The 23,269-nt window shown below is 67.3% G+C and carries 18 protein-coding genes; 5 read left to right on the top strand and 13 right to left on the bottom strand.

The features are described 5' to 3' along the window. Positions 1–2 precede the first annotated feature (2 nt). Positions 3–1,307, top strand: coding sequence for an O-antigen ligase family protein (locus RYM47_RS06515; protein ID WP_315386871.1), 1,305 nt, complete (start codon positions 3–5; stop codon positions 1,305–1,307). Positions 1,308–1,326: 19 nt separating this feature from the next. Here RYM47_RS06515 and waaA read toward each other — a convergent pair whose 3' ends face one another. After that, positions 1,327–2,625, bottom strand: a complete 1,299-nt coding sequence (gene waaA / locus RYM47_RS06510; protein ID WP_315386728.1) for a lipid IV(A) 3-deoxy-D-manno-octulosonic acid transferase — start codon at positions 2,623–2,625, stop codon at positions 1,327–1,329. A gap of 68 nt (positions 2,626–2,693) precedes the next feature. On the opposite strand from waaA, the gene RYM47_RS06505 reads away from it, so the two are divergent. Continuing rightward, positions 2,694–3,614, top strand: coding sequence for an LpxL/LpxP family Kdo(2)-lipid IV(A) lauroyl/palmitoleoyl acyltransferase (locus RYM47_RS06505; RefSeq protein WP_315386727.1), 921 nt, complete (start codon positions 2,694–2,696; stop codon positions 3,612–3,614). Positions 3,615–3,677: 63 nt separating this feature from the next. Here RYM47_RS06505 and RYM47_RS06500 read toward each other — a convergent pair whose 3' ends face one another. From RYM47_RS06500 to RYM47_RS06490, 3 genes are all read right to left on the bottom strand, one after another. Next, on the bottom strand, positions 3,678–5,042 hold the full coding sequence (locus RYM47_RS06500; RefSeq protein ID WP_315386726.1) for a TolC family outer membrane protein: 1,365 nt from the start codon (positions 5,040–5,042) through the stop codon (positions 3,678–3,680). 16 nt (positions 5,043–5,058) lie between these two features. Further along, the gene (locus RYM47_RS06495) at positions 5,059–5,706 is read right to left on the bottom strand and encodes a protein-L-isoaspartate O-methyltransferase (protein ID WP_315386725.1); all 648 of its coding nucleotides are present in this window, start codon (positions 5,704–5,706) and stop codon (positions 5,059–5,061) included. A gap of 135 nt (positions 5,707–5,841) precedes the next feature. After that, the gene (locus tag RYM47_RS06490) at positions 5,842–6,513 is read right to left on the bottom strand and encodes a TetR/AcrR family transcriptional regulator (RefSeq protein ID WP_315386724.1); all 672 of its coding nucleotides are present in this window, start codon (positions 6,511–6,513) and stop codon (positions 5,842–5,844) included. A gap of 126 nt (positions 6,514–6,639) precedes the next feature. Between RYM47_RS06490 and RYM47_RS06485 the strand changes: the two genes are divergently transcribed. Beyond that, complete coding sequence (locus tag RYM47_RS06485; RefSeq protein WP_315386723.1) at positions 6,640–7,770, top strand: efflux RND transporter periplasmic adaptor subunit; 1,131 nt, start codon at positions 6,640–6,642, stop codon at positions 7,768–7,770. Between the two features lie 3 nt (positions 7,771–7,773). Beyond that, positions 7,774–10,941: an efflux RND transporter permease subunit gene (locus RYM47_RS06480; RefSeq protein WP_315386722.1), complete on the top strand. Its 3,168-nt coding sequence runs from the start codon at positions 7,774–7,776 to the stop codon at positions 10,939–10,941. 354 nt (positions 10,942–11,295) lie between these two features. Here RYM47_RS06480 and leuB read toward each other — a convergent pair whose 3' ends face one another. The 9 genes from leuB to ilvC all read right to left on the bottom strand — a co-directional run bounded on the left by leuB (position 11,296) and on the right by ilvC (position 20,920). Continuing rightward, complete coding sequence (gene leuB / locus RYM47_RS06475) at positions 11,296–12,357, bottom strand: 3-isopropylmalate dehydrogenase (protein WP_315386721.1); 1,062 nt, start codon at positions 12,355–12,357, stop codon at positions 11,296–11,298. Then, the gene (gene leuD / locus RYM47_RS06470) at positions 12,347–12,925 is read right to left on the bottom strand and encodes a 3-isopropylmalate dehydratase small subunit (protein WP_315386720.1); all 579 of its coding nucleotides are present in this window, start codon (positions 12,923–12,925) and stop codon (positions 12,347–12,349) included. Before leuD ends, leuB begins: the two co-directional genes overlap by 11 nt. Beyond that, positions 12,925–14,346 carry a 3-isopropylmalate dehydratase large subunit gene (gene leuC / locus RYM47_RS06465; protein WP_315386719.1) on the bottom strand — a complete coding sequence of 474 codons (1,422 nt, stop codon included), beginning with the start codon at positions 14,344–14,346 and terminating at the stop codon, positions 12,925–12,927. The genes leuD and leuC overlap by 1 nt, the downstream gene beginning before the upstream one ends. A 46-nt stretch (positions 14,347–14,392) precedes the next feature. Further along, positions 14,393–15,175, bottom strand: coding sequence for a methyltransferase domain-containing protein (locus RYM47_RS06460; RefSeq protein ID WP_315386718.1), 783 nt, complete (start codon positions 15,173–15,175; stop codon positions 14,393–14,395). 10 nt (positions 15,176–15,185) lie between these two features. After that, entirely contained in the window at positions 15,186–16,742 is a 1,557-nt protein-coding gene (locus tag RYM47_RS06455; RefSeq protein WP_315386870.1) for a 2-isopropylmalate synthase, read from the bottom strand. Beyond that, positions 16,736–17,833, bottom strand: coding sequence for a threonine dehydratase (locus RYM47_RS06450; RefSeq protein WP_315386869.1), 1,098 nt, complete (start codon positions 17,831–17,833; stop codon positions 16,736–16,738). Before RYM47_RS06450 ends, RYM47_RS06455 begins: the two co-directional genes overlap by 7 nt. A 93-nt stretch (positions 17,834–17,926) precedes the next feature. Beyond that, positions 17,927–18,187 carry an ACT domain-containing protein gene (locus tag RYM47_RS06445; RefSeq protein ID WP_070208854.1) on the bottom strand — a complete coding sequence of 87 codons (261 nt, stop codon included), beginning with the start codon at positions 18,185–18,187 and terminating at the stop codon, positions 17,927–17,929. Continuing rightward, positions 18,171–19,907, bottom strand: coding sequence for an acetolactate synthase 2 catalytic subunit (gene ilvG, locus RYM47_RS06440; RefSeq protein ID WP_315386717.1), 1,737 nt, complete (start codon positions 19,905–19,907; stop codon positions 18,171–18,173). The genes RYM47_RS06445 and ilvG overlap by 17 nt, the downstream gene beginning before the upstream one ends. Positions 19,908–19,945: 38 nt before the next feature. Further along, a complete protein-coding gene (gene ilvC, locus RYM47_RS06435) occupies positions 19,946–20,920 on the bottom strand; it encodes a ketol-acid reductoisomerase (protein WP_315386716.1) in 975 nt (324 codons plus the stop codon). Positions 20,921–21,415: 495 nt separating this feature from the next. Between ilvC and ggt the strand changes: the two genes are divergently transcribed. Beyond that, positions 21,416–23,134 carry a gamma-glutamyltransferase gene (gene ggt, locus RYM47_RS06430; RefSeq protein WP_315386715.1) on the top strand — a complete coding sequence of 573 codons (1,719 nt, stop codon included), beginning with the start codon at positions 21,416–21,418 and terminating at the stop codon, positions 23,132–23,134. Positions 23,135–23,269 lie beyond the last annotated feature (135 nt).

Raw genomic sequence — 23,269 nt, 5'->3', positions numbered from 1 at the left:
CGCTGAAGGCGCCGGGTTCGCCGGGCTTCCGTGCGGGCCGCTGGGCGCCGTGGTGGGTGATCGCCTTCGTGGCGCTGCTGCCATTGCCTGGCATAGCCGAAACCGTGCTGGGGCTGGGCGCGATCTATGCCGCCGCGCGCATGGTGCAGCTGCGCCTGCAGGGCAAGCAGCGCATGCTCAGTAGTCCGGCATGGGCGCTGACCAGCATCCTGTTCCTGGGCTATTGGCTGCCGCAGGCGTTTTCCGCCTTCGATGCGATCGACCCGGGCACGGCGTGGCGCAAAACGGCGGCCGGGCTGCGCTACCTGCCTTTCATGTGGCTGGTGGCGATTGCCGTGGCCACGCCGGAGCGACGCGCGCTGACCTTGAAGGGCATTGCGGTGATCACCGGGGTCTGGACACTGGATGGGTTGGCGCAGGCCGCGTTCGGCACCAGCCCGTTGTTCTGGTCGATGGATCAGTTGAAGTGGGCGATCAGTGGCCATGGGTTGTGCCCGCCGGCGGAAATGGCGGCGGCGGATCGGTTGAGTGGCGTGCTGGGCCCGTGCAACCTGAAGTTCGGCCAGGTACTGGCGAGTCTGTCGCCGTTCCTGTTGTTTGCGGTAGCGTCGCGGTTTGGTCGCTGGGGTTGGATGGTGGCGGCTGCGGCGCTGGGCGTGGTGCTGGTCATGGCGGGTTCGCGCGCGGCATGGCTGACCTATGCGCTGGTGCTGGTGTTCTCGGGCTGGCGCCTGCTCGGTGCACGCGGGCTGCTGGCCTGCGTGGCAGTGGGGCTGGTCGTGGCGATTGGACTGGGCGTGGGTTCGTCGCAGGTGCGTGATCGCCTGGAGCGCACGGCGATGGCGTGGGAAGGCGAGACCGATGGCGTCAACCAGGCATTGTCTGGACGCGCGCAGATCTGGGCGGCGGCCGGGTGCATGATCGAGGAGCATCCCATCAACGGCGTAGGTGCCCGCGGTTTCCGCGACGCGTACCCGGAATGCAATCCGCGCCCGGAAGCGCAGGAAGTGTGGGGCGCAGGCCCGGCGCTGCATGCGCATCAGATCCTTCTGGAGATCCTGGCGGAAACCGGCGTGCTGGGCCTGCTGTTGTGGCTGGCCGCCGCAGCGCAGGCGTGGCGCGCCTGGCGCTTCGCACCGAAGGAAGCGCGCGAACGCGCGCGGCCTGCGATGCTCGCGTTGGCGGTCACCGTGTTCCCGCTCAACACCCACTTGGCGTTCTATTCCACCTTCTGGGGCGGTCTGACCCTGTTGCTGGCCGCGTTGTACGCAGGCAGCCTGCTCGCAAGCGACGAACAGACCCGGTAGAGCCACGCAGGGCGTGGTTCTACCGCAGCGGCGGCGGCAGTTTCGGGGCTATCAATTCCACCGTGCGCTTCAACGCACCGCGACCATTGCTGACCAGCGCGCACCCGGCACTGGCCATGTCTTCGCGGGCCTGCGGATCGCGCAGCAGCGCGAGCAGGGCGTCGCCCACGCCGGCCACGTCATCGGCAATCATCACCGCGCCGGCTTCGCGCATGCGCCGGGAGATCTCGGAGAAGTTGTGCAGGTGCGGGCCGGTCACCGTGGCGGTACCCATCGCGGCCGGCTCCAGCAGGTTGTGCCCGCCGATCGGCTGCAGGCTGCCACCGACGAAGGCGACCTGCGCGCAGCCGTAGAACGCCATCAGCTCGCCCAGCGTATCGATCACGAACACATCGCTGTCGGCCTGCGGCCACTGCTGCTGGCGTCGCGTGCTGACCTTCCAGCCTTGTTCGCGGGCCAGCGCTTCGACCCGGGGGAACCGCTCCGGATGGCGCGGCGCCCACAGCAGCAGCAGGCCGGGGACCTCCGCACGCAGGCGGCGGTGCAGGTCGATGGTGGCCTGCTCCTCTCCCTCATGGGTGCTGGCGGCGATCCACACCGGGCGCGTGCCGGGCACGGCCGCGTGGAAGTGGGCGGTGAACTCGCGCACGTTCGGGGTGGCGATGTCGAACTTCAGGTTGCCCAGCGGCTGCACCTGTTCGGGCAGGGCACCGAGCTGGATGAAGCGCTCGGCATCGTCGGCCGACTGTGCGGCCACGCAGGTCACTGTGCGCAGGGTGCGTCCGATCAGCGGGCGCAGCAGACGGTAGCCGCGCAGTGAGCGTGCCGACAGGCGCGCGTTGAGGATGTACACCGGAATGCCACGGTCGCGGCAGCCGAACAGCAGGTTCGGCCACAGCTCGGTTTCCAGGATCAGCGCCAGGCTGGGCTTGAAATGTCCCAGGAAGCGGCCGACGCTGCCGGGCACGTCATACGGCAGGTACACGTGGTCCACCGCATCGCCCCACAGCGAGCGCACGCGTTCCGAGCCGGTCGGGGTGATGGTGGTGATCACCCAGCGGATGTCCGGGCGCAGCTGGCGCAGCGCGTTGACCAGCGGCGCGGCCGCGTTCACTTCGCCCACGGACACCGCATGCAGCCAGACCCGGGGCTGGGCGCTGGAATGCGGGTAGGAGGCATAGCGCTCGTCCCAGCGCTGGAAGTACTCGCGCACCCGGAAACCCCGCCAGACCAGGTGGTACACGGTGATTGGCAACAGCAGGTACAGCACGACCGAATACAGGCCGCGCAGGATCCATTCGACAGGGCTTTTACGCATGTACGGAGGATACGGGAGCCGCACCGGGAAAGACATGCGCGGCCGCTGCATGACTTAGAATCGGGGGCATGTCCGATAACGCTTCCACCGCCACCCGGCCGTCCCTGCGCAATCCCCGGCACTGGCCCACCTTCGCCTTCATCCTGGCCGCCTTCGTGATCGCCCGGCTCCCGTGGGGCCTGCAGCGTGTGCTGGGCCGTGGCGTGGGTACCGTGGCCTACCACGTGGCCAGCAGCCGCCGTCGCGCGGCCGAGGTGAACCTCAAGCTGTGCTTCCCCGAAAAGGACGACGCCTGGCGCCAACGCCTGCTGCGCGACAGCTTCGACGCGCTGGGCGTGGGCATCTTCGAATTCGCCCGTGCCTGGTGGGGCAGCATCGACAGCATCCGCCCCAAGGTTGAGGTGGAAGGGCTGGAACACCTCAAGCGCATGCAGGCCGAAGGCCGTGGCGTGCTGCTGGTGTCGGGCCACTTCATGACCCTGGAGATGTGCGGTCGGCTGTTGTGCGACCACGTGGATCTTTCGGGCATGTACCGCAAGCACCGCAACCCGGTGTACGAGTGGGCGGTGAAGTTCGGTCGGCTTCGTTACGCCAAGGCGATGTATGCCAACGAAGACATCCGCGCCACTGTGCGGCATCTGAAGAAGGGCGGCTTTCTGTGGTACGCGCCGGACCAGGACATGCGCGGCAAGGACACCGTGTTCGTGCCGTTCTTCGGGCACACCGCTTCGACCATTACGGCCACGCACCAGCTGGCGCGCATGACCGGGTGTGCGGTGATCCCGTACTTCCATCGACGCGAAGGTGGGAAGTATTTCCTGAAGATTGGTGCGCCGCTGGAGAACTTCCCGAGCGAAGACGTTGAAGCGGATACCGCGCGGGTCAACCAGGCCATTGAAGCGATGGTGCGTGAAGCGCCTGACCAGTACCTGTGGATCCATCGGCGGTTCAAGCGGCAGCCGGGTGGTAGAAGCGACTACTACAAATAATCGCGTCCGGTACAAAAAAGCCACCCTTCCGGGTGGCTTTTTCGTTTCCGCATTACACCGCGATCAGTTGTTGACCGTGGTGCTCGGCGTCGCCGCCTGCTGGGTCAGCAGGCGGTTGATGTCCTGCAATTCGGCAACATCCAGCACGCCCACCGCCTGGCCCAGCAGCAGCCGGTTCTGCAGGAAGGTGTAACGCGCGTTGGCGTATTCGAGCTGCGCCGCGAACAGGATGCGCTGGTTCTGGATCACGTCCAGCACGGTGCGGGTACCCACTTCCAGGCCAACCTGCGAGGCGTCATAGGCGCTCTGCGCCGAGACCACGGCCAGGCGACGCGCTTCCACTTCGCTGATGCCGGCCTTCAGGGTCTGGTAGGCGTTGCGGGTGTTGCGGTCCAGGGCACGCTTCTGCTGCTCGTAGCCGTCCTGGGCGATGTCGCGTTGGGCCAGGGCCTGGCGCACGCCGGACTGGGTGGCGCCGCCGGAGAAGATCGGCACGCTCAGGGTCAGGCCGATGCTGTTGCTGCGCGCATCCGGGCTGAAGTTCGAGCCGCTGCCGACCACGTCGCCCCAGCTGGCCTGGCGGCCGGCGCTGGCACCCAACGACAGGGTCGGGTAGTGGCCACCACGTGCGGCCTGGACGCTGGATTCCGCGGCGCTGACCTTCAGTTCCTGCGCCTTCAGCGCCGGGTTCTGCTCGACCGAGCGGTTCACCAGCTCGTCGACGGTGGCGTACTTGGCCGGCAGTTCCGGACGGAAGTCGGCCGGCAGCGCACGCAGGTCGGTAACCGGCTGGCCGGTCAGCTCAGTCAGTGCCTGGTAGGAATCGGCCAAGGTGTTCTGCGCCACGATGGTGTTGGCGCGGGCCTGGTCGTACTGGGCGCGCGCTTCATGCACGTCGGTGATCGGGGCGAGGCCCACTTCCAGGCGCTTGTCGGCGAAGTCGAACTGCTTCTTCGCAGCCGCTTCGTTGGTCTCCGCGGCCGAGAGCGATTCGATGCCCACCAGCACGTTGAAGTACGCCGCCGAGGTGCGCACGATCAGGTCGTCGTTGGCCGAATCCAGGGTGAAGTCCGCGGCCTTGCTCAGCTCGCGCTGCGAACGCAGGTTGGAGATCTGGGTCCAGTTGAACAGCGTCTGCGACGCGTTGACGCCGTAGTTGCGGTTCTTGGTGGTGTACGAATTCGAGCTGATGTCGTGGTTCGGGTTGGTGCGGTTCTGCGTCAGCGACGCCTCGCCGTTGATCTGCGGCAGCAGTGCGGCACGCGCCTGCACGGCGCCTTCCTTGTCGAACAGACGGGTCGATTCTGCGGCAGACAGCTGCGGATCGCCATTGCGCGCCATTTCGTAGACCTGCAGCAGGTCGGCGGCAGAGGCGGTCATGGGCAGCAGTGCGGCGGCCAGCGCAATAGCGAGGGATCGGCGGATCATTGCGGCTTCCTTGGACTCAGAGTTGGAACTGGGGTGCCGGCGCGGCACCGCGCAGGTAGTCGATATCGGTTTCAAACAGGGAATCGATGCTGCCGTCAGCCTTGACCAGGACCGCTTCCATCACCGGCGACTGCCCGCGGATCACGTACAGGCGACCGTTCGGACGCAGCCACTGGGTAAAGCGGGCCGGGATGGTGTCGACCGCAGCGGTGACGCAGATCGCGTCGAAGCGGCGTTCGGTATCCCAGTTCAACGCGTCGGCGGTTTCAATGCGGACGTTGGTGCCCAGGCCCTTGGCGTCCAGGTTGGCGCGCGCGGTGGCAGCCAGTTCCGGCTGGATTTCCAGGCTCAGCACTTCGCGGGCCAGCGCGCCCATGCAGGCACTCAGGTAGCCGCTGCCGGTGCCGATTTCGAGTACTTCGTCGCCGGGCTGGAGGTCCAGCGCCTGCAGGGTGCGGCCTTCGATGACCGGCTTCATCATCTTCTGGCCGAAGCCAAGCGGCAGTTCCACGTCCGTGTAGGCCAGCTTGCGGTGCGTTTCGGCGACGAACGCCTCGCGCGGCAAACGTGCCAGTACGTCGAGCACACGGATGTCCAGCACGTCCCAGGGACGGATCTGCTGTTCAACCATCAGTTCGCGGGCGTGGGCGTAATCGATCGTCATGAGGTTCTAATCCAGCGCAGTGGGCCGGCCATTTTACCGGTGCCGGGAGCCGGCGGCGCACTGGGAGCATCGCTGCCGTCGCGCCGGGGTCGCAGTGCCGGAAGTCACCGCGACCTCCAGCCATTCATGTTGGTGTCACCGCGCGGGGCGGGTGGCGTAGGCCCTCAGGAAGAAGGCGACGCTTTCCTCCACGTGGGTGGTCGCATCGCACTCGGCCGGGACCGGTCGCAGCCCGCACATCATATGCGTATGCAGCTCGCCTTTGATGAGGGTGAAGAACTGCAGGGCGGCGGTGTGGAAGTCGCTGATCTCCAGCTCGCCGCGTTCGGTGCGGGCGCGCAGGAACTCGGCCAGGGCGTCGCTGGTGCGTTGCGGGCCGGCTTCCCAGAACATTTCGCGGATCCGGTCGTCGGTGTCCGGCGCCATCATCACCCGCTGCACCGCCACCGCGGCCGGCGAGGTGATCATGTTGAAAAACGCCCGGCCGATGCCCAGCAGCTGCTCGCGCAGGGCGCCTTCGGCGTCGGTGACGAACAGCGCGTCGGGCAGCATCTCGACGCAGGTCGACTTCACAGCTTCGGTGAACAGCGTCTCTTTGTCGCCGAAATGGCTGTAAACGGTGAGCTTGGAGACCCCGGCCTGGGCCGCGATGCTGTCCATGCTGACGCCGCCGTACCCCTGTTCGACGAACAATGCCTTGGCCGCCTCCAGGATTGCCGCGCGCTTGCCCAGATCCTTCGGGCGGCCGGGTCCTGCGGCCTTGACAGCGGGCTTGGACGAGGCGGCGGAAGCAGTGGGTTCGGTCATGCAAACAATACTAGACCAATCGGTTCGATATTTATACTATACCGACTGGTTCACTATTATCCGTCGTGGAATAGAGTGTCGCGTTCCACGCGGTCTTCCCCCCGGTACTTCAAGGTCCGAGACCTCATGAACAAGTTGCAATGGATGGGCAGTGGCCTGCTGGCGTTGATGCTGGCAGCGTGTGGCAAGCAGGACGCCGAGCCGGCCGCACCAATTCCGGTGCTGGTGGTGCAACCGGGCACCGTGAGCGGCCAGGAAGTGGCCGCGTATCCGGGCGAGGTGCATGCCCGTGAGGAAAGCCCGCTGTCGTTCCGGGTGGGCGGCAATCTGATCAAGCGCCATGTCGACGCCGGCCAGCGCGTGCGCAAGGGCGACCTGCTGGCCGAACTGGACGCCGCCGACTTCGCCGCCCAGGCCAGTGCGTCGCAGGCGCAGCTGGCTGCCGCGGAGGCCGACCTGGTGCGTGCCCGCGACGACCAGAAGCGCTACGCCACGCTGGCCGAGCAGCAGCTGGTGAGCAAATCCACCCTGGACGCGCAGACCGCCGCGTTCAAGGCTGCGCAGGGCCAGGCCAACGCCGCCCGCGCCAACCTGTCGGTGGCCCGCAACCAGACCGGCTACGCGCAGCTGCGCGCGCCGGCCGACGGCGTGATCGCCAGCCGCCAGGCCGAAGCCGGGCAGGTGGTCGGCGCCGGGCAGACCGTGTTCACCCTGGCGGCCGATGGCGGCCGTGAAGTGCTGATCGCGCTGCCGGAAAGCAGCATCCGCGACTACAAGGTGGGCCAGGAGGTGCAGGTCGAGTTGTGGAACCGTCCGGGCCAGATGCTACCGGGCACGATCCGCGAGATCGCGCCGGCCGCCGACGCGCAGGCGCGCACCTATGCCACCCGGGTCAGCCTGGCGCCGGAAGCGCTGGCCGAAGTGGAACTGGGGCAGAGCGCGCGCGTGTTCGCCGCCGCCGGTCGCAGCGGCACCCTGCAGCTGCCGCTGGGCGCGGTGCTGCGTGGCGCCAATGGCGCGCCCAGCGTATGGGTGGTGAACCCGGCCAACGGTGCACTGAAATCCACCCCCGTCACGGTGGGCGCGTATGGTCCCGAGTCGGTGCCGGTGCTGACCGGCGTCGCCGCGCAGGACTGGGTGGTCGCCGCCGGCGGGCACCTGCTGCGCGAAGGCCAGGTGGTGACCCCGGTTGACCGGCAGAACCGGCCGGTGCTGAAGCCGGCTGCCGCGCCGGCCGCCGCGGCCAAGGCGCACTGACCCGTGCGCCGCTTCAATCTTTCCGAATGGGCGCTGGGCAACCGCGCGCTGGTGCTGTTCGCCATGCTCGCCTTCGCCATCATCGGCGCCTGGTCGTACAAGCACCTGGGCCAGTCCGAGGATCCGCCGTTCACCTTCAAGGTGATGGTGGTACGCACGCTGTGGCCGGGCGCCACCGCCGAACAGGTCTCGCGCCAGGTCACCGAGCCGATCGAAAAGGCACTGTTGAACACCGGGCAGTACGAGTTCATCCGCTCGTATTCGCGCCCGGGCGAGTCGCAGGTGATCTTCGTGGCGCGCGACAGCCTGCGCTCCAAGGCCATTCCGGACCTGTGGTACCAGGTGCGCAAGCGGGTGGGCGACATCAAGCCGACCCTGCCGCGCGAGATCGTGGGGCCGTTCTTCAACGATGAGTTCGGCGACACCTTCGGCAACATCTATGCGTTGACCGGGCAGGGCTTCGACTATGCGGTGATGCGCGATTACGCCGACCGCATCCAGCTGGAGCTGCAGCGCGTGCCGGACGTAGGCAAGATCGAGCTGGAGGGCCTGCAGGACGAGAAGATCTGGATCGAGCTGTCCAACACCAAGCTGGCCACGCTGGGCGTGTCGCTGCAGCAGGTGCAGCAGGCGCTGGCCGACCAGAACGCGATCACGGCCACCAGTTTCTTTGAAACCCCGACCGACCGCGTGCAGCTGCGCGTGACCGGCCAGTTCCAGAGCGTGGACGACATCCGTCGCTTCCCGATCCAGGCCGGCGACCGCACCCTGCACCTCGGCGACATCGCCGAGATCAAGCGCGGCTTCGCGGATCCTGCGTCGCCGAAGATGCGCTTCATGGGCGAGGACGCGATCGGCATTGCGGTGGCGATGAAGGACGGCGGCGACATCCTCAAGCTGGGTTCGACCCTGGACGCGGAGTTCGAACGCCTGCAGAAGACCCTGCCGGCCGGCATGCAGCTGCGCAAGGTGTCCGACCAGCCGCATGCGGTGGAAGAGTCGGTGGGCGAGTTCGTGCAGGTGCTGACCGAGGCCGTGGTGATCGTGCTGCTGGTCAGCTTCTTCTCGCTCGGCCTGCGCACCGGCTTGGTGGTGGGCGTGACCATTCCGCTGGTGCTGGCGATGACGTTCTTCGTCATGCACTACTTCGACATCGGCCTGCACAAGATTTCGCTGGGTGCGCTGGTGCTGGCGCTGGGCCTGCTGGTGGACGATGCGATCATCGCGGTGGAGATGATGGCCACCAAGATGGAACAGGGTTACGACCGCCTGCGTGCGGCCAGTTTTGCCTGGGAATCGACTGCGTTCCCGATGCTGACCGGTACGTTGATCACTGCGGCTGGCTTCCTGCCGATTGCCACGGCGGCATCGAGCACCGGTGAGTACACCCGCTCGCTGTTCCAGGTGGTGACCATCGCGCTGGTGGTGTCGTGGATCGCGGCGGTGCTGTTCATCCCGTACCTGGGCGACAAGATGCTGCCGGACCTGTTCAATCCGCAGCCGCCGAAGCCGGGCAGTTTCGCGGCGCGCTGGCATGCGCGTCGGCAGGCGTGGGGCGATCGCTTCCCGGCGCTGTCGCGCTTCATCGTGCCCAAGCAGCATGCGCACGACCATGATCCGTACCAGCGGCCGTTCTACACGCGCTTCCGGCGGTTCCTGGACCGCTGCCTGCGCCACCGCTGGTGGGTGATCGCGGCGACGGCGGCGCTGTTCGTGTTTTCGCTGCTGATCTTCCGCTTCGTGCCGCAGCAGTTCTTCCCGGATTCGACCCGGCCGGAACTGATGGTGGACATCGAGCTGGCCGAAGGTGCGTCGCTGCAGGCGACACAGGCGCAGGCGCACAAGCTGGAAAAGCTGCTGAAGGGTCGGGAGGGGATCAGCAATTACGTGGCCTATGTGGGCACGGGGTCGCCGCGCTTCTATCTGCCGTTGGACCAGCAGCTGCCGGCGACCAACTTCTCCCAGTTCGTGGTGTTGACGGAGAACGCGGAGGCGCGTGAGGCGACGCGCAGCTGGTTGCTGAAAGAGGTGATTCCGCAGTTCCCGGACGTGCAGATGCGCGTGACCCGGCTGGAGAACGGGCCGCCGGTGGGCTACCCGGTGCAGATGCGTATTTCCGGTGAGCACATCGAGCAGGTGCAGGCGATCGCGCGCAAGGTGGAAGCGAAGGTGCGTGAGAACCCGCACGTGATGAACGTGAACCTGGACTGGAGCGAGCCGAGCAAGGTGGTGCGGCTGGTGATCGACCAGGACCGTGCGCGGGCGCTGGGGGTGAGTAGTGCGCAGGTGAGCCAGCTGCTGGGCACGTCGTTGTCGGGGATGAGCGTGAGCACGTACCGGGAGGGCAACCGCCTGATCGAGATGCTGCTGCGCGGTCCGGACAATGAGCGGGTACGGCTGGACATGCTGGGCAGCCTGGCGATTCCGACGGCAAGTGGTACGTCGGTGACGTTGTCGCAGGTGGCGCGGCTGGAGTATGTGTTCGAGGACGGGATCATCTGGCACCGCAACCGGTTGCCGACGGTGACGGTGCGTGCGGACATTGGAGATGGCAAACAGCCGCTGGACGTGGTGCAGCAGTTGCTGCCGACGCTGGAGGGTATCCGGGCGGAGTTGCCGTCGGGGTATCTGCTGGAGACGGGTGGCACGGTGGAGGATTCGGCGCGTGGCCAGAATTCGATCAAGGCGGGCATGCCGCTGTTCCTGATCGTGGTGGCGACGTTGTTGATGCTGCAGCTGCGCAGTTTCTCGCGGGCGGCGATGGTGCTGGTGACTGCTCCTCTCGGGATCATCGGGGCGACGCTGTTCCTGCTGCTGTTCCGGGCGCCGTTCGGGTTCGTGGCGTTGCTGGGGACGATTGCGCTGGCGGGGATGATCATGCGCAATTCGGTGATCCTGATCGATCAGATCCAGCAGGACATCGATGCGGGGCATGACCGCTGGCACGCGATCATCGATGCGACGGTGCGCCGGTTCCGCCCGATCGTGCTGACGGCGCTGGCGGCGGTGCTGGCGATGATTCCGCTGTCGCGCAGTGCGTTCTATGGGTCGATGGCGATTTCGATCATGGGCGGGCTGATCGTGGGCACGGTGCTGACGCTGGTGTTCCTGCCGGCGTTGTATGCGGCTTGGTTCCGGGTGAAGCCGGATGAGGCTGGGGAACAGGCGTGATCATTGCGGCGCGAAGAGCGGCGCTTTGATTCATACGTGCTGGGGCGGCCGCCGGGCAGCCCCGCTCCGAGACACGCCGTGAACCCGTCCTTGGGGGCTGCTAGAAAACATCCATGTTTTCTAGCGTCTCTCCGGGGGCTACCCGGCGGCCGCCCCCGATGGTTGGTCGCGGGCGGTTGGGAAGGGCTGACACGCGTGGCGTGTCACTACGCGGTGTGTTGCCGACATGTGCGAACGTGCATGGGCTGCATTGGTAGGGTCGGTTCCCAAACGACCGCACGGAACTGCACAACGTTCTTTAACGCATGACCCTTGATCGAAACGGTGGTGCCGGCCAACGGCCGGCACGTTTTCTTATTTCAACCGCGCCAACACGGCGGCGGTGGCCTGCGTGGTCGACACGGCCTGGCCTTTTGCCGCCAGGTCGGCGGTAAACACGCCATCATCCAACGCGGCATGCACGGCGGCCTCTACGGCGGCCGCTTCTGCTTCCAATCCCAACGAATGGCGCAGGAGCATTGCTGCGCTGAAGATGGTGGCATACGGGTTGGCAATACCCTTGCCGGCAATGTCCGGGGCCGAACCGTGGATGGGTTCGTAGATGCCTACGGCGCCGGGTTCGCCCAGCGATGCCGACGGCAGCAGGCCCAGTGACCCCGCCAGCATCGAGGCTTCATCCGTGAGGATGTCGCCAAACATGTTCTCGGTCACGATCACGTCGTACTCGCGCGGCTTGGCCAGCAGGTGCATGGCCATGGAGTCGACCAGCTGGTGTTCGAGGGCGATCTCCGGGAACTCTTCGCGGCCGATGCGTGCGGCGACGTCGCGCCACAGGCGCGAGGTCTCCAGTACGTTGGCCTTGTCCACCGAGGTGACCTTGCCGCGCCGCTGCTGGGCCAGGCGGAAGGCGCTGCGCATGACGCGTTCGATCTCGCCGACGCTGTAGCTGCACAGGTCGCTGGCGGTGTCGGCAGTGCGGGTCTTTTCGCCGAAGTAGATGCCACCGGTGAGTTCGCGCACGACCACGAAGTCGACGCCTTCGAGCAGTTCGGCCTTGATCGGCGAGGCGCCAAGGGCGGCGGGATGGGTGCGGACCGGGCGCAGGTTGGCGTACAGGCCGAGCGCTTTGCGGATGGCCAGCAGGCCCTGTTCGGGTCGGACCTTGGCGTTGGGGTCGGACCACTTCGGGCCGCCGACGGCGCCGAGCAGGATGGCGTTGGCCTGGCGGCAGGCGTCGAGGGTGGCGGCCGGGAGTGGTTCGCCGTGGCGGTCGATGGCGATGCCGCCGATGTCGTGCTCGCTGAAGGTAAAGGTGTGGCCAAAGCGTTCGGCGACGGCGCCCAGTACCGCGACGGCGGCAGTGGCGACTTCGGGACCGATGCCATCACCGGGTAAAACGACAATCTCAGCGTGCATGTTCACTCTCGTAACGTTCGATGTCAGGGGTACGGCCCAGCAGATAGCCCAACTGATCCACGCCTTCCAGCAGGCAGGTCTGCGAGAAGCCGTCCAGCGGGAAGGTGTAGACGCGGCCATCGGGCGTGCGCAGTTCGCGCGCGGCGATGTCCACGGTCAATGCGTCGTCGGGGCGCTGCATCAGGGTCTGTACGTCGGCTTCACCCAGCACGATCGGCAGCAGGCCGTTCTTCAAGGCGTTGCCACGGAAGATGTCGGCGATCTCGCTGCTGACGATGGCGCGCAGGCCCAGGTCAGCCAGCGCCCACGGTGCGTGCTCGCGGGAGGAGCCGCAGCCGAAGTTGCGGCCGGCCAGCAGGATGCTGCGCCCGGCGTTGTGCGGCTGGTTGAAGGCGAACGCCGGGTTCGGCGTGCCGTCGGCCTGCCAGCGCCAGTCGTTGAAGGCGTGCTTGCCGAGCCCGGCGCGTTCGGTGGTGGACAGGAACCGCGCCGGAATGATCTGGTCGGTGTCGATGTTGGTCTCGCGCAGCACCACGCTGGTCGAGGTCAGGGTACGGAAGCCGCTCATCAGGCCACCTCCTGCGCGGCGTACAGGTCGCGCGGGTCGGCCACGCGGCCGTTCACGGCGGCCCAGGCGGCGGTCATCGGTGAGGCCAGCAGCGTGCGCGAGCCCGGGCCCTGTCGGCCTTCGAAGTTGCGGTTGCTGGTGCTCACCGCCAGTTGACCGGGGGCAACCAGGTCACCGTTCATGGCGATGCACATCGAGCAGCCCGGTTCACGCCATTCGGCGCCGGCGGCGCGCACGATGGCGTGGATGCCTTCCGCTTCGGCCTGGCGCTTGACGATTTCCGAGCCGGGCACCACCAGCATGCGCACGCCGGCGGCCACGTGGCGGCCCTGCAGGACCTGCGCCACTTCGCGCATGTCGCTCAGCCGACCGTTGGTGCAGGAGCCGACGAACACCACGTCGACCGGGGTGCCGGCCAGGGTCTGCCCGGCGTGGAAGTGCATGTAGTCCAGGCCCTTCTGGTCGGCGGCGTCGTTGGCGGCCGGAATAGGCGCGTCCACCGCGATGGCGGTACCGGGATGGGTGCCCCAGGTCAGGGTCGGGCGGATGTCGGCGGCGTCGATGTGCACCTCGGCGTCGAAGTGCGCGCCGTCATCGCTGCGCAGCTGCTTCCACTGTGCTACCGCTACGTCGAATTCAATGCCCTTCGGTCCGCGCGGGGTGTTGGCGACCCAGTCGAAGGTGGTCTGGTCGGGCGCGACCATGCCGGCGCGGGCGCCGGCTTCGATCGACATGTTGCACAGGGTCATTCGCTGCTCCATGTCCATCGCGGTGATCGCGCTGCCACGGAACTCCAGCACGTGGCCGGTGCCGCCGTTGACCCCGATCACGCCGATGATGTGCAGCACCACGTCCTTGGCGCCCACGCCCGGGGCCAGCGCGCCGTCGACGGTGATCGCCATGGTCCTGGCCTTGCGCTGCAGCAGGCACTGGGTGGCCAGCACGTGGCCCACCTCGCTGGTGCCGATGCCGAACGCCAATGCCCCGAAGGCACCATGCGTGGAGGTGTGGCTGTCGCCGCAGACGATGGTCATGCCCGGCTGCGTGAAGCCCTGCTCGGGGGCGATCACGTGCACGATGCCGCGGTTGGCGGAATTGAGGTCGAACAGTTCGATGCCGTGCTCGGCGCAGTTGCGCGCCAGCATCGCTACCTGGGCTTCCGAGGCGGCGCTGGCGTAGGGCAGGTTGCCGTCCGCGTCGGCCGGCAGGGTCGGCGTGGAGTGGTCCATGGTGGCCTTGGTCCGGTCCGGGCGGCGCGGGGAGAGGCCGCGCTCGCGCAGTTCGGTGAAGGCCTGCGGCGAGGTCACTTCATGGATCAGGTGCAGGTCGATGTACAGCACGGCGGGCGCGCTGTCCGATTCGGGCACGACCACGTGGGCGTCCCACAGTTTGTCGTACAGGGTGCGGGGAGCTGGGGTCATTGGATGGCCTTGCTGGTTCATATGACGATAGTGCGGAAAGATCGAATCAGGAAGCGCGCAGCCGCGCGTCGAAGCGCAGCCGTACGTAGTCGGCGGTCCACTGCCCGTGCGCACTGCGCTGGCTGGGTGCGAGCAGTGCCACGGTGTCGTCGATCACGCGCTGGCGCTGGGCGCTGTCCAGGCCAACCAGGAACGGTGAGGCGAAGGTGCGCAGCCAGCCCTGCATGCCGGTCGGCAGCACGGTCGGGCGCGGCAGGCATTCGATGTGGCGTACCTGGAAGCCATGCGCGCGCAGGCGATCGGCGTACTCGTCGGCGCTCGGGAAGTACCACGGGAACGCGGGCACGACATGACCGTTGCTGCACAGCGCGGCCTGCAATGCGCTGGTGACCGCAGCCACGTTGCCCTGGCCGCCCATCTCGGCGACGAAGCGACCGCCACTGCGCAGGGCGCGACGCACGCCATCGATCACCTGGTCAGGCTCGCGCATCCAATGCAGGGCGGCATTGCTGAACACTGCATCGAAGCAGCGCTCGAAGGTCATCGCGTGCGCGTCCATCAACCGAGCGTCCAGCCCGCGCGCGCGGGCGCCCCCGATCAGCTCCGGCGAGCTGTCCACGCCCACGACCGTTGCACCGCTGAGCGCCAGGTCGAACGTGAGCACGCCGTCGCCGCAGCCCAGGTCCAGGATGCGCTCGCCGCGCTGTGGGTCGAGCAGGCGCGCCACCGCGCCGCCGAGCACTGGCACGAAGCCGGCGTCGATGGCGTAGTCGTGCGCATTCCATTGCTGGATTGCTTCCGGGACAAACGGCGAGTCGAAGGCACTCATGCAGGATTCCTCAGGCGGCGGCGGTAGCCGCCGTGTGTTCGGTACTGGCCTGGCGCTGGCGCAGCAGGCGGTTGGCCACGTCCAGCCAGGCCAGCGCGGAAGCCTCGATGATGTCGCGGCTGGTGCCGGTCCCTTCGTACTCCACGCCGTCGTGGCGCACGCTCAGGTTGGCTTCGCCGCGCGCGTCGGCGCCGATGCCCACGCTGTGCACGTGGTAGCTGTCCAGCATCAGCTGCACGCCGGTGGCGGCGGCCAGCGCGCCGAACAGCGCATCCACCGGGCCGTCGCCCTGTGCGGTCTCAGCGACGCGGTTGCCGTCCGGGTCGGACAGCTCCACCAGCGCGTTGGCACGGCTGCCAACATCGCTGATGGTCATCGAAGCCAGGCGGTAGCCGTTCTGGGTGGAGCTGCCCTGCATCAACACCTGCAGGTCGGCGTCGGTGACCACGCGCTGCTGCTCGCACAGCGACTTGAACTGCTCGAACACCAGCTTCAGCTCTTCTTCCTCCAGCCAGAAGCCCAGGGCGCGCAGGCGCGCTTCCACGGCGGCGCGGCCACTGTGGCGGCCCAGCACCATCTGCGAGTTCTCCCAGCCCACGTCTTCCGGGCGCATGATCTCGTAGGTACCGCGGTGGCGCAGCATGCCGTGCTGGTGGATGCCCGACTCGTGCGCGAACGCATTGGCGCCCACGATCGCCTTGTTGCGCTGGACCGGCATGCCGACCAGACGCTGCAGCAGCTGCGAGGTGGAGACGATGCGCGGGGTGTTGATCCGGGTGTCCTCCTCATAGAAGGCGTTGCGTACCTTCAGCACCATCGCCAGTTCCTCCAGCGAGCAGTTGCCGGCGCGCTCGCCGATGCCGTTGATGGTGCACTCCACCTGGCGCGCGCCGCCTTCGATGGCGGCCAGCGAGTTGGCCACGGCCAGGCCCAGGTCGTTGTGGCAGTGCGCGCTGAAGATGATGCGGTCGCTGTCGGGCACCCCGGCGATGACCCGCTGGAACATGCCGCGGATCTCTTCGGGGGTGGTGAAGCCCACCGTGTCGGGCAGGTTGATGGTGGTCGCGCCGGCGGCCACCGCCACGCGGGCGACTTCAATCAGGAAGTCTTCTTCGGTGCGGGTCGCGTCTTCGGCGGAGAATTCCACGTCGTCGATATAGCTGCGCGCCAGGCTGACATGTTTGTGCACCGACTCCAGCACCTGCTCGCGGCTCATGCGCAGCTTGTGCTCGCGGTGCAGCGGGCTGGTCGACAGGAACACGTGCAGGCGCGCGTTGGCGGCGGCATCCAGGGCGCGGGCCGAGGTTTCGATGTCGCCCGCCAGGCAGCGCGACAGCACCGCCAGGGTCGGGCGCCGCACTTCGCGGCCGATCATCGCCATCGCGTCGCGGTCGGACTGCGAGCTGGCCGGGAAGCCGGTCTCGATGATGTCCACGCCCAGCTCGTCGAGCGCGCGGGCCATCACCAGCTTCTGCTGCGGGCTCATGCTGCAGCCGGGCGACTGCTCGCCGTCGCGCAGGGTGGTGTCGAAAATTCGAATTCGGGGGGAGTTGGGCGTGGTCACCAGGAGGTCTCCTCGACGGCAAGGTCGGATGGCAAGGCAGGGGAAGGAAGAATGGAAGAAGGTGGGGGTGGCGCGAGCACGGTCGGTAGGGGCGGCCGTGTTCGCTCGCTGGCGCGGCGGCGCGGTTTGCGCGGCGCGCGCGGGCGGATGTCGGAGAGCAGCTGGGCCAGCACCATTGCGTCGATGTTGCCGCCGGACACCACCGCGCACTTGCGCCGGCCGGCGACGCGGCGGCCGGCCGCCAGGGCCAGCGCGCCAGCACCTTCGGCGATGATGTGTTCTTCCAGCGCCAGCCGCACCAGGGTTTCGCGCAGCTCGGCTTCGCGCACGATCACCACGTCGTCCAGCAGCGCGCTGCACAGGCGGCGGGTCAGCTGACCGGGAATCTTTACCTTCACGCCGTCGGCCAGGGTGGCCACCGGCGCTATCTCACGGCTGTCGCCACGGATCGCGCGGGCCATCGAATCGACCCCTTCGACCTGGGCGCCGACGATGCGCACGCCCTGCGATTTCAATGCCAGCGCTACGCCCGAGGCCAGGCCGCCACCGCCGATCGGCACGATCACCACGTCCGGCGCGTGCGCGGCCAGTTCGATCCCCAGCGTGCCCTGGCCGGCGATCACGTCCGGGTCGTCGAACGCGGACAGGAAGCGGTAGCCGTGCTGTTCGGCCAATGCCCGCGCGAACGCGTAGGCCTCGTCATAACTGTTGCCATGCTGGCGCACGGTGGCGCCCCAATGCGCAACGCCGGCAATCTTGGTGGCCGGTGCGCCATGCGGCATGACCGTAATCGCCGGAATATCCAGCCGGTAGGCCGACCACGCCACGCCCTGCGCATGGTTGCCGGCCGAGGCGCAGATGACCGGACGGTCGTCGCCGCGTTCGCGTCCGGCCAGCAGCGCATTCAACGCACCGCGCACCTTGTACGACCCGGTGCGCTGCAGGTTTTCCAGCTTAAGCCAGGTGCCGAACCGCTCTGCGTAATGCAGCGGGGTCGGCGGAAGGAACCGGCGCAGCCGCGCCTGCGCGGCCAGCACGTCGGCGACGCTTACGTCGCCTACATCGGGTTCCTGGGGGGAACGGCTAGAGGGCATGTTCATGGCACGCAGGCACGACACGGTCGCGCGACGTCGACGGGCCTGCGAGAAGACCCCTCCGTACCGGCACCGTAACCACGGTGCGGGCGTTCACGCCGATACTCCAGCGCCGGGTTCCAGCGCGCTGATCCGCACCGACACGCAGTCGTAGATCTTCTCGATCTGGCGGCACAGGGTTTCCGGCGGACGGGTGCTGTCCACCACCAGCTGCAGGTGCCAGCGGCCATCGTCGGCGGCATTGGGCGCGCCGACGATCGCGCGCGGCGCGAAGCCGCGACGTTCGGCCATGCCGATCACGCGCAGCAGCGCGCCTTCGGCCGGTACCAGCACCAGGTCAAGCCGGTATTGCATGGGGGAACTCCTGCGGCTGGTGGGCGGGGTTGCTTTCCAGCATGGTGCTGTTGGCATTGTTGGGTGGCACCAGCGGCCACACGTTGGCGCGCGCGTCGATGGCCACGTGCAGCAGGGCCGGGCCGGGTTCGGCCAGCAGCGCAGCCAAGCCGCCTTCAACGTCGTCACGTGCTTCGATACGCGTGGCCGGAATGCCGAACACCTTGGCCAGGGCGGCGAAGTCCGGGTTGTCGGACAGGTCGATCTCGCTGTAACGCTCGGCGAAGAACAGCTCCTGCCACTGCCGCACCATGCCCAGCGAACTGTTGTCCAGCAGCACGATCTTCACCGGCAGGCGGCAGCGGGCGATGGTGGCCAGCTCCTGCACGTTCATCATGAAGCTGCCATCGCCGGAGACCAGCACGACGGTGCGCTCGGGGCAGGCGAACTGCGCGCCCATCGCTGCGGGCAGGCCGAAGCCCATGGTGCCCAGCGCGCCGCTGGTCAGGTGGTTGCGCGGATGGTTGAAACGGCAGTGCTGTGCCACCCACATCTGGTGCTGGCCGACGTCGCAGGCGATGATCGCGTCGGCCGGGGCGACTTCGCTCAGGCGCTTCAGCAGTGCAGGGGCATAGATGTGCGCACCGGGGGCGTCATAGCGGGCGGCGAAGCGCTCACGGTGGGTCGCGCAGCGCTTGCGCCACGCCTCCTGCGCCGGCGCCGGGCTGACCAGTGCGGCCGTCAGCGCACGCAGCGCGGTGCCGACATTGCCCGGTACCGCCACATCGGCGGTGCGCAGCTTGGAGATTTCGTAGGCGTCGGCGTCGATATGGATGACCCGTGCGAACGGGGCGAACTCGTTCAACTTGCCGGTGGCACGGTCGTCGAAGCGCGCGCCGACCACCACCAGCAGGTCGCTTTCCTGCACCGCCATGTTGGCCGCGCGGGTGCCGTGCATGCCCAGCATGCCCAGGTAGTGCGGGTGCTGCGCCGGCAGCCCGCCCAGGCCACGCAGGGTCAGCACGGTGGGAATGGCGGTGGCGTTGACGAAGGCGCGGAAGTCTTCGACCGCGTCGCCCAGGGCGACGCCGCCGCCGGCGTAGATCACCGGCTTTTCGGCGGCCTGGATCGCGGCGATGGCGGCGGCCACGGCCTCGTCCTGCGGGGCGGCCGGTGGGTTCACCGTTTCCGGCATGTGCGCCGGCAGGTGGCTGGCGTCGGCGATCTGCACATCCTTGGGCAGGTCGATCAGCACCGGGCCGGGGCGGCCTTCGCGCGCAATGCGGAAGGCTTCACGGACCACGCGCGGCAGGTCGTCGACCGAACGCACCAACCAGCTGTGCTTGACGATCGGCAGGGTCAGGCCGAACACGTCCAGTTCCTGGAACGCGTCGGTGCCCAGCAGCGGGGTGGCGACCTGGCCGGTGATGCAGACCATCGGCACCGAATCCAGCATCGCATCGGCGATGCCGGTGACCAGGTTGGAGGCGCCCGGGCCGGAGGTGGCCACGCATACGCCGACCCGACCGCTGGCGCGGGCGTAGCCGTTGGCGGCCAGGGCCGCGCCCTGCTCGTGGCGGACCAGGATGTGCTTGAGCCCCGAATCCACCAGGGCGTCGTAGAAGGGCATGATGGTGCCGCCCGGATAGCCGAACAGCGTATCGACGCCCTCGGCTTCCAGGGCCTGCGTCAACCAGCGTGCGCCGTTGCGGGGCGCGGTGCTGTGTGCGGAGGTGTTCATGCGGTGACCTTTGCGAAAGCGGTGGGGGAGCCGCGCGGTTACGCGGCTTGACTTTGCAACCAGACCATCTTGGCGCGCAGTTCCTTGCCTACCTTCTCGATCGGGTGTTCCAGATCCGCCTGCTTGAACTTGTTGTAGTTCGGCAGGCCCGCTTCGTACTCGGCCACCCAGTTCTTGGTGAAGGTGCCGTCCTGGATGTCGGCCAGCACCGCCTTCATGCGCTCCTTGGTACCGGCGTCGATCACCCGCGGGCCGCTCACGTAGTCGCCGTACTGCGCGGTTTCAGAGATGAACTCGAGCATGCGGGTGATGCCGCCTTCGTAGAACAGGTCCACGATCAGCTTCAGCTCGTGCAGCACTTCGTAGTAGGCGATTTCGGGCTGGTAACCGGCTTCCACCAGCGTTTCGAACCCGGCCTGGACCAGCGCCGAGGCGCCGCCGCAGAGCACGGCCTGCTCACCGAACAGGTCGGTTTCGGTTTCTTCCTTGAAGGTGGTCTGGATCAGGTTGGCGCGTGCACCGCCCAGGCCGGCGGCGTAGGCCAGCGCGTACTCGGCGGCCTTGCCGCTGCGGTCCTGGTAGACCGCCCAGATGCACGGCACGCCACGGCCGATTTCGTACTCGCGGCGGACCAGCGCGCCCGGGCCCTTCGGCGCGACCAGCACCACGTCCAGGTCGTCGCGCGGGGCGATCATGTTGAAGTGCACGTTCAGGCCGTGCGCGAACAGCAGCACCGCGCCCTGTTTCATGTTCGGCGCCAGCACGTCTTCGTAGAGTTTCTTCTGGACCATGTCGGGTGTCAGCACCGCGACCAGGTCGGCGTCCTTCACGGCGTCGGCCGGTGCCTTCACGGTGAAGCCGTCGGCCTGCGCCTTGACCTCGGTCGGGCCGCCCGGGCGCAGGCCGATGACCACATCGAAGCCGGACTCACGCAGGTTGAGGGCGTGGGCGCGGCCCTGGCTGCCGTAGCCGACAACAGCGATCTTGATCTGGGGCAGGTCGTTGGTGCTCATGGGGGAGGTCCTTTTGGAGGAAGAAAATCGAAGGGTTCTGAAACGAAAAAACCCGCACCTGGGTGGGTGCGGGTTTCGATGGATACCTGGCAGTTCTACTTACACGCCGGTCCGTCCCGCACCTGTTGGTTGGGTAATAAGTACGAGGACAAGAAGCGAACGGATGGAGGCCGCGCCGGGTCCGGCGTGCTCGATGGATTCGCGAATGGGCGTGTGGCGCTGCAACATGTGATCGAGAAAACCACAGCGGTTTTGCGGCTGTCAACCGTGGAAAGGGAATTTCCAACAGTTTCGCCTGTATCCAGCGCAATGCCTTGTCGCGCAAGGATGGTTGCGGGTGAAAGCGTTCCGATGAACCCGAATTCAAGTATTGAAGCGGGGTTTCCGCGCGGAATATCGGCCTCCACGCCTGTGTACATGACCATTGTCGGATGTGCGAAACCGGCTGCTGCGGCGACCATCGACCGGTTGCTTCCCATACTGGAATCCCGATCCGTGACCCGACCCCTTGCCCGTGCCGTACTGGCGACCGCGCTGCTGTGCGCGCTGCCGCTGTTCTCTTCCGCTGCCGACCGGGTGACCGGGCGGGAGTTCGCGACCCGCTCGGAGGTGATCGCGCCGCATGCGATGGCGGCCACCTCGCAGCCGCTGGCCACGCAGATCGCGCTGGAGGTGATGAAGGGCGGCGGTTCGGCGGTGGACGCGGCAATCGCGGCCAATGCGGCGCTGGGCTTGATGGAGCCGACCGGGAACGGGGTGGGCGGGGATCTGTTCGCGATCGTGTGGGACCCGAAGACGCAGAAGCTGTATGGCTACAACGGCTCGGGCCGATCGCCGAAGTCGCTGACCCTGGCGGAGTTCCAGCGCCGTGGGCTGAAGGACATTCCGGCCACCGGTCCGCTGCCGGTGTCGGTGCCTGGCGCGGTGGATGGCTGGTTCGCGCTGCATGAGAAGTTCGGGCGCAAGCCGATGGCCGAGAACCTGGCGCCGGCGATCCGCTACGCGCGCGAGGGCCATCCGGTGGCGGAGGTGATCGCGTATTACTGGGACCGTTCGGTGCCGAAGCTGTCGCAGTACCCGGGCTTCAAGGAACAGTTCACGATCAACGGGCACGCGCCGCGCAAGGGCGAGATGTGGAAGAACCCGAACCTGGCCAACACGCTGGAGCAGATCGCAACGGGCGGCCGCGATGCGTTCTACAAGGGCGATATCGCGCGCACGATCGGCACGTACTTCAAGGCGAACGGTGGTTACCTGAGCTATGAGGACATGGCGAGCCACCACGGTGAGTGGGTGGAGCCGGTGAGCAGCAACTACCGGGGCTATGACGTGTGGGAGCTGCCGCCGAACAGCCAGGGCATCGCGGCGCTGCAGATCCTGAACGTGCTGGAAGGCTACGATTTCTCGAAGATTCCGTTCGGCTCGCCGGAGCATGTGCATCTGTTCGTGGAGGCGAAGAAGCTGGCGTTTGCGGACCGGGCGCGGTTCTACACGGACCCGGCGTTCCAACCGGCGCCGGTGCAGAAGCTGGTGTCGAAGGAATACGCGGCGGAGCGGCGCAAGCTGATTTCGATGGACAAGGCGCTGCGCGAGGTGCAGCCGGGCACGCCGAAGCAGCTGGAGGAGGGCGACACGATCTACATGACGGTGGCGGACGCGGACGGGATGATGGTGTCGCTGATCCAGTCGAACTACCGGGGCATGGGCAGTGGCATGGCACCGCCGGGGCTGGGTTTCATCCTGCAGGATCGCGGTGAGATGTTCGTGCTGCGCAAGGACCATCCGAATGGCTACGCGCCAGGCAAGCGTCCGTTCCAGACCATCATCCCGGGGTTTGTGACCAAGGACGGGAAGCCGTACATGAGTTTCGGGGTGATGGGCGGTGCGATGCAGCCGCAGGGCCATGCGCAGATCGTGATGAACATGGTGGACTTCGGGATGAATCTTCAGGAGGCGGGTGATGCGCCGCGCATCCAGCATGAAGGTTCGACCGAACCGACCGGCCAGGCCACGGCGATGAGCGACGGTGGCGAAGTGAACCTGGAGACGGGCTACCCGTATGAAACCGTGCGTGCGCTGATGCGCAAGGGGCATCGGGTGACGTTTGCCGACGGCCCGTATGGCGGCTATCAGGCGATCATGCGCGACCCGGAAACCGGCGTGTATTACGGTGCTTCGGAAAGCCGCAAGGACGGGCAGGCAGCGGGGTACTGACGGCTGCGGTAGAGCCGGGCTCTGCCCGGCTGCTGTTGGATTCAGGCGAACAGCCCAGGGGTGCGCGGTTTCCCTGGCTTGGGCCGCCCGGTGTCGGTTTGCGGGGTCGCCGCAAGTACGTCCCTGTAGGCTAAG

The sequence above is a fragment of the uncultured Stenotrophomonas sp. genome, assembly GCF_963519125.1.
GTDB lineage: Bacteria > Pseudomonadota > Gammaproteobacteria > Xanthomonadales > Xanthomonadaceae > Stenotrophomonas.
This window is presented reverse-complemented; position numbering and strand designations above follow the sequence as displayed.